6 protein-coding genes and 1 tRNA gene are annotated in these 6589 nt (G+C 69.7%); 6 read left to right on the top strand and 1 reads right to left on the bottom strand.

Annotated elements, in window-relative coordinates; genetic code table 11:
• From GJ633_RS12725 to GJ633_RS12740, 4 genes are all read left to right on the top strand, one after another.
• Positions 1-989, top strand: a 989-nt coding sequence (locus GJ633_RS12725) for an NFACT RNA binding domain-containing protein (RefSeq protein WP_156589127.1), incomplete at its 5' end; no start/stop codon positions are given.
• A gap of 72 nt (positions 990-1061) precedes the next feature.
• Positions 1062-1463, top strand: a complete 402-nt coding sequence (locus GJ633_RS12730) for a DUF5820 family protein (protein ID WP_156589128.1) — start codon at positions 1062-1064, stop codon at positions 1461-1463.
• 190 nt (positions 1464-1653) lie between these two features.
• A complete protein-coding gene (gene purF / locus GJ633_RS12735; RefSeq protein WP_156589129.1) occupies positions 1654-3153 on the top strand; it encodes an amidophosphoribosyltransferase in 1500 nt (499 codons plus the stop codon).
• Positions 3154-3258: 105 nt separating this feature from the next.
• Complete coding sequence (locus tag GJ633_RS12740) at positions 3259-3936, top strand: halocyanin domain-containing protein (RefSeq protein ID WP_156589130.1); 678 nt, start codon at positions 3259-3261, stop codon at positions 3934-3936.
• A gap of 56 nt (positions 3937-3992) precedes the next feature.
• On the opposite strand, the gene GJ633_RS12745 is transcribed toward GJ633_RS12740, so the two are convergent.
• Positions 3993-4553, bottom strand: coding sequence for a DUF420 domain-containing protein (locus GJ633_RS12745; RefSeq protein WP_156589131.1), 561 nt, complete (start codon positions 4551-4553; stop codon positions 3993-3995).
• Positions 4554-4770: 217 nt separating this feature from the next.
• On the opposite strand from GJ633_RS12745, the gene GJ633_RS12750 reads away from it, so the two are divergent.
• Together GJ633_RS12750 and gatE are read left to right on the top strand one after the other, a co-directional pair.
• A tRNA-Leu gene (locus GJ633_RS12750) sits at positions 4771-4855 on the top strand.
• Positions 4856-5481: 626 nt separating this feature from the next.
• The coding region (gatE, locus tag GJ633_RS12755; RefSeq protein WP_156589132.1) for a Glu-tRNA(Gln) amidotransferase subunit GatE at positions 5482-6589 on the top strand (1108 nt) is incomplete at its 3' end.

The following is a 6589-nucleotide window of genomic DNA, read 5'->3' on the forward strand; positions in this document are numbered from 1 at the left end:
CGGTGACGGTCGAACTCGACGCGGCCGACGACGAGAGCGACGAGGGGGCGGTGACGGTCGAACTCGACGCGGCCGCCGGCGTCGAGGTCAACGCCGACCGGCTCTACCAGGAGGCGAAGCGGGTCGAAGAGAAGAAGGCGGGCGCCGAGGCCGCGATCGAGTCGACCCGCGAGGAGCTGGAGGCGGTCAAGGAGCGCAAGGCGGCCTGGGAGGCCGACGACGGCGACGGGGACGGAACAGGCGGAACGGACGGAACGGGCGACGACGCCGAGGACGGGGGAGACGGCGACGAGTACGAGACCGACTGGCTCTCCCGGTCGTCGATCCCGGTTCGCCGGCCGGACGACTGGTACGAGCGGTTCCGCTGGTTCCACACCGCCTCGGGCTACCTCGTCATCGGCGGGCGCAACGCCGACCAGAACGAGGAGATCGTGAAGAAGTACATGGGCAAACACGACCGCTTCTTCCACACGCAGGCGCACGGCGGTCCCGTCACGGTGCTCAAAGCCTCTGGCCCGTCCGAGTCGGCGGACCCCGTCGACTTCGACGAGGAGACGCTGCGGGAGGCCGCACAGTTCGCCGTGTCGTACTCTTCGGACTGGAAGGACGGCCGGGGCGCGGGCGACGCGTACATGGTCGAGCCGGGCCAGGTCTCGAAGACGCCCGAGAGCGGCGAGTACATCGAGAAGGGGAGCTTCGTGATCCGCGGCGACCGGACGTACTTCGAGGACGTGCCGTGCCGGGTCGCCGTCGGCGTCCAGTGTGAACCGGTCACCCGCGCTATCGGGGGGCCTCCCTCGGCGATCGCGGACCGAGCGGCGACGAGCGTGACGGTCGAGCCGGGCAAGTACGCCCAGAACGACGCCGCGATGATGGTGTACCGCGAGCTGAAGTCGCGGTTCACGGACCAGTCGTTCGTGCGCAAGGTCGCGAGCGCCGACCGGCTCCAGGAGTTCCTGCCGCCGGGCGGGTCGGCGATCGTCGGCTGAGACGGAGCGCTCGACGGCCGCCCGCCGCTCCGGAACGCGGGCCTTTCAAACCTCCGCGACCGAGCCTGTTCCATGAGCTTCGAGGCGCTGCCGGACGGCTGGCGGGTGTGGAACGAGGAGCCGAGCGGCCGGGCCATCCTCGTGTACCGCCCGGACGTCCTCGACGGCGGCGACCTCCCCGACGCGTGTCTCCCGACGATCTACCTGACCAACGGGTCGCGGAAGGCTCGCCCCGGATCCGGCCAGTACGCGACCGACGAGTGGCACGTCGTGCTCTTCTTGGAGCCCGAGATCGAGGCGGTCGCGGAGACGTACGACGAGCGCGAGGCGGGCGCGGCCGCCGCCGTCGACGTCGCCGAGCGGTTCGTCGCCGGCGACGTGGACTACCGGGCCGCCTACCAGGTGCCTCGCGAGGAGTACTTCGCGCGTCTGGACGAACTGATCGACGGGGGACAGGCAGCCGAAGAGGAGTAGCCGTCGAGTGGAGCAAGCGGCCGAGAACGAGTGGCCGTCGGACGGGGAGAACACCTCCCGGCGTCCGACGCGACCGTCCGCGGTACCGCGATTTTCTATCCACGTTCGTGGATATATCTGCTCGACAGAGCCGACGATAGGCCACGAACACGAGGGTTTTTATCGACTGCTACTCTTCGTCCTAGCGTACATGAACGCCGGTGGGGACCACTCGGCCGACGAGCCGCGAGAGAAGTGCGGCGTCGTCGGCGTCTCGCTCGCGGACCGCGAGGCCGCGCGGCCGCTGTACTACGCGCTGTACGCGCTCCAACACCGCGGACAGGAGTCCGCGGGGATCGTCACGCACGACGGGTTCCAACAGCACAGCCACGTCGAGCGGGGACTCGTCGGTGACGCCTTCGAACTCGAGGACCTGGAGTCGCTGTCGGGCGGCACCGGGATCGGGCACGTCCGCTACCCGACCGCCGGGAGCCTCGACAAGAGCTGCGCGCAGCCGTTCTCGGTCTCCTTCAAGTCCGGATCGCTCGGGCTCTCGCACAACGGGAACCTCGTGAACGCCACAGAGGTCCGCGAGGAGCTGGCGGCGGCCGGCCACGCGTTCACCTCCGACGGCGACACCGAGGTGATCGCCCACGACCTCGCGCGCAACCTCTTAGAAGAGGACCTCGTGCGCGCGGTCAAACACACGATGAACCGGATCCACGGCTCGTACTCGCTGGCGATCACCCACGACGACACCGTCCTCGGGGTCCGCGACCCGCTCGGCAACCGCCCGCTGTGTCTCGGCAAGATCGACGGCGGGTACGTCCTCGCGAGCGAGTCCGCCGCCATCGACACCCTCGACGGGGAGCTGATCCGCGACGTTCGCCCCGGCGAGCTGGTCGTCCTCGATCCCGACGGGAGCGGGTACGACACCTACCAGCTCGTCGAGCGCGAATCGACCGCCCACTGTTTTTTCGAACACGTCTACTTCGCGCGCCCGGACTCCGTGATCGACGACAACCTCGTGTACGAGGTGCGCCGGACCCTCGGCCGGAAGCTCTGGGAGGAGTCCGGCGTGGAGACCGACGTCGTGATGCCCGTACCCGACTCCGGGCGCGCGTTCGCCTCCGGCTACGCCGACGCCGCCGCCGAGACGACCGCCGACGGCGAGCCCCGTGGCGAGGGCGACGGCGGCGTCGAGTTCGCGGAGGGGCTGATGAAGAACCGGTACGTGGGTCGGACGTTCATCATGCCGACCCAGGACGAGCGCGAGCGCGCCGTCCGGCTGAAGCTCAACCCGATACGGTCGACGGTGGAGGGGAAGTCGGTCACCATCATCGACGACTCGATCGTCCGCGGAACGACCTCGACGCAGCTCGTGGACCTGGTCCGGGAGGCGGGCGCCGAGGCGGTCCACCTCCGGATCGGCGCGCCCCAGATCCTCGCGCCCTGCTACTTCGGGATCGACATGGCGACCCGGGAGGAACTGATCGCCGCCGACCGCTCGACCGAGGAGATCCGCGCCGAGGTCGGCGCCGACTCGCTGTCGTACCTCTCGATCGACGCCGTCGCGGACGCGCTCGGCGAGGGCCGGGGCGACCTCTGTCTCGGCTGCGTCACCGGCGAGTACCCGTTCGACGTCGACGGCGAGGCGACCGACCGGGAGATCGACGACGCCGGGCCGGAGCCGACGCCGGCGGACGACTGAGGGCGTCTCGGACGGCTTGGAGGACGCCCCGAACGGCTTCGGCGTCGATCCGACGCCCCGAGAATCGCCGCGGGCTTAAATACGTCCACGACCGGACGTGGAGGTATGACAGCGAACGCGGGCGACACGTCGATGAGCCGGCGCGGATTTTTCCGCGTCGGAGCCGCCGGAGCGGCCGTCGCCACGGGGGTCGCCGCAGGGAGCGGGACCGCAGCCGCCCAGTACGACGGCTGGCTGGACGACGTCGACAACTACGACGGCACGCACGACTACCGCGGCCGCGACGAGGTGACGGTCGCGGTCGGCGCCGGCGAGAACGGCCTGCGGTTCGGCTCGGCCGCGATCCTGATCGACCCGGGGACGACCGTCGTCTGGGAGTGGACCGGCGAGGGCGGCAGCCACAACGTCGTCGCGACCGACGGGACGTTCTCCAGCGGCTCCGCGGTCGATTCGGCGGAAGAGACGTTCGAGTACACGTTCGCGGACGCCGCCGAGGGCGACGCGTTCCAGTATGTCTGCGAGCCCCACGAGGCGATCGGCATGAAGGGCGCCGTCGCGGTCGGCTCCGTCGACGACGAACTGATCGACCCCGACGGAGGATCGAGCGGCGACGGTGGGTCCAGCGGCGACGGCGGAACCAGCGGCGACGGCGAGACGAGCGGCGGCAGTCGACCCCTCACCGTCAACGACATCGCCGCGCTCGCGCTCGGCTTCGGCGTCGCGGGCGCGTTGCTCGTGCCGCTGTTCTACGCGGTCCACAAGAAGGCGAACGGGGCGGCGTAGGGCGGACGCCGTGGCCGTGACCGTGACCGGCGCCGGTCCGGCGCCGCCGTCTCGGGTCAGTACAGGTGGTACAACAGCAGGTAGACGCCGACCCCCATCGCGAAGGAGATCAGCCAGAGCACGGCACCGACCGACCCGACCCGCGCGTGTCGAGTGTTTTGTAGTTCAGTGGGCGGTCGGGTCGCGGCCAGCAGTAGCGCGTGGAAGACGAACGGGACACAGACGATCGCCAGCAGGATGTGGACGGCGAGGAAGGGAAGGTACACGTACGAGTAGACGACCTCGGGACCGGGAAACTCGGCGGTTCCGACGTGGATCAGCCGGTAGAGGTACGCGACGAGGAACGCACAGAACAGCGAGAACGACGTCAGCATGAGCGCGCGGTGGCGCCGGACGTCCCCGCGAGCGATCGCTCGCCACCCGAGCAGGATCGCCGCGATCGCCGCGAGCGAGACGGCGGCGTTGACGTGCGGAATCGCGGCGAGGACGGCGTCACCGGCACGCGGAAGAACGGAACTCGGGATCACGCCGCCGACGGCGCCGAAAACGAGCGCGAGCGCGCCCGCGGAGCAGACGGCGGTCAGCAAGGTGACGTTCTCGCGGGCCCAGTCGGACATGAGCAGTGACACGGTCTCGGCTCCCAAACGCGTGCCGATCCTCTGCCAGGCAGCCGGTCGCCGCGACACCGAGGGCGGCACTGCTTCCGTCCGTTTCGTGTCCGTGTCCGTCCCTTCTGTATCCGTCTTGCACGCGTGACTCGACCGCGGTGTCACGTCGAATGGAAGGGCTTTTAATCGGGGGAGGGATACGTGCGACTGCGACAGAACGCCGCGAGCGTGGGTAGCCAAGCCAGGCCAACGGCGCAGCGTTGAGGGCGCTGTCCTGTAGAGGTCCGCCGGTTCAAATCCGGTCCCACGCATCGCCGGGGCACACCCCCCGATGCACGGTGTTGTCTCTACGACAGCACCCACGCACAATTCCTGCCGACCGCTACTGGCCGAGTGACGACTGCGTCTCGGCTGGTGATGTGGTGTGTGGATCCCAAGCCCCAGCCACTCTGTTATAGATCTCTACCGCCGGGTCGGCGGTGACGGCCTCCAAAGCCCCAGTCGCGAGGGCTCGCGCGACTCGCTGCGCGCTTCAGTCGCTCCTTTCACTCGCTCCTTCCAGTGCTTGCGTCGTCGTGCTTCGCCCTCGCGACTGCCCCTTTGAGACCCACCCCGCACAGCACTACCGGAAGACGGTCGCCTCGCTCCGCTCGGCGCCGCGACTTCCGTTCCCGCTCACTCCGTTCGCGGGAACGCACCCGCACCTCACCCCTCCCCAGCCTCGGTCTCGGCGACCCGCCGGACCCACCGGCGGGTCCCCTCAACCTCCCTCGCGCTCGGGTTCGCGCCCGCATACGGGCGCTCACCGGGGCGCGCCACCGCTCGTTCAGGTAGATACCACGTCGCTGGCATCGGTCTCCAACGTTCATTCCGACGATCGATCGGCGCTCGCGCGAACTGCCACCCTTTTAGTCCCGCGCCGCCGGAGGGTGGCGTAATGAGCGAGGACGCGACCCCGTACGACTACGAGGAGTTGGGGCTCGTCGCCGGGCTGGAGATCCACCAGCAGCTCGACACGGCGACGAAGCTGTTCTGTGACTCCCCGACGATCGAGCGCGACCCCGAGGAAGTGGACCGGGAGATCACCCGCAAGCTCCACCCGACGAAGAGCGAGCTGGGTGAGCTCGACGAGGCCGCCGTCGAGGAGAGTCGCGTCGACCGCGCGTTCACCTACCTCGCGTACGACACCACCTGTCTCGTCGAGGAGGACGACGAGCCGCCCCGCCGTGTCGACGGCGAGGCCCTGTCGGTCGCGCTCCAGATCGCCGACCTGCTCGACATCTCCGTCGTCGACCAGGCGCACGTGATGCGGAAGCTCGTCATCGACGGCTCGAACACCTCCGGCTTCCAGCGGTCGATCCTGCTCGGCCAGAACGGGGCGATCGAGACGAGCGAGGGGACCGTGTCGATCGAGGACCTCATGTTAGAAGAGGAGTCCGCGAAACGCGTCGAGGAGACCGACGACGGCGTCGTCTACTCGCTCGACCGGCTCGGCGTCCCCCTCGTCGAGATCGGCACGGGACCGGACATCCGGAGCCCCGAGGGCGCCCGCGAGGCGGCCGAGCGCATCGGCATGCTGCTCCGGTCGACCGGGGCCGTCAAGCGCGGGCTCGGCACGATCCGCCAGGACGTCAACGTCTCCATCGCCGAGGGCGCTCGCGTCGAGGTGAAGGGCGTCCAGGACCTCCAGGGAATCGAGGACATCGTCCGCGGCGAGGTCGGGAGACAGGCTGAGCTGCTCGCGATCCGCGACGCCCTCCGAGCGCGCGACGCGAGCGTGGGCGAGACGCGCGACGTGACGGACGTCTTCGCCGACACCGACTCCGGCGTGATCCGGGGCGCGCTCGGTTCGGGCGGGAAAGTGACGGCGGTCCCCTTGTTCGGCTTCGACGGGCTCGTCGGCCGGGAGATCCAGCCGGACCGCCGGCTCGGCACGGAGCTCTCGGACCACGCCAAGCGCCACGGCGCCGGCGGGATCTTCCACACCGACGAGCTGCCGGCCTACGGCGTGACCGCCGAGGAGGGCGCGGCGCTCCGCGAGGCGG

This window comes from Halorubrum sp. CBA1125 (assembly GCF_009742825.1).
GTDB lineage: Archaea > Halobacteriota > Halobacteria > Halobacteriales > Haloferacaceae > Halorubrum.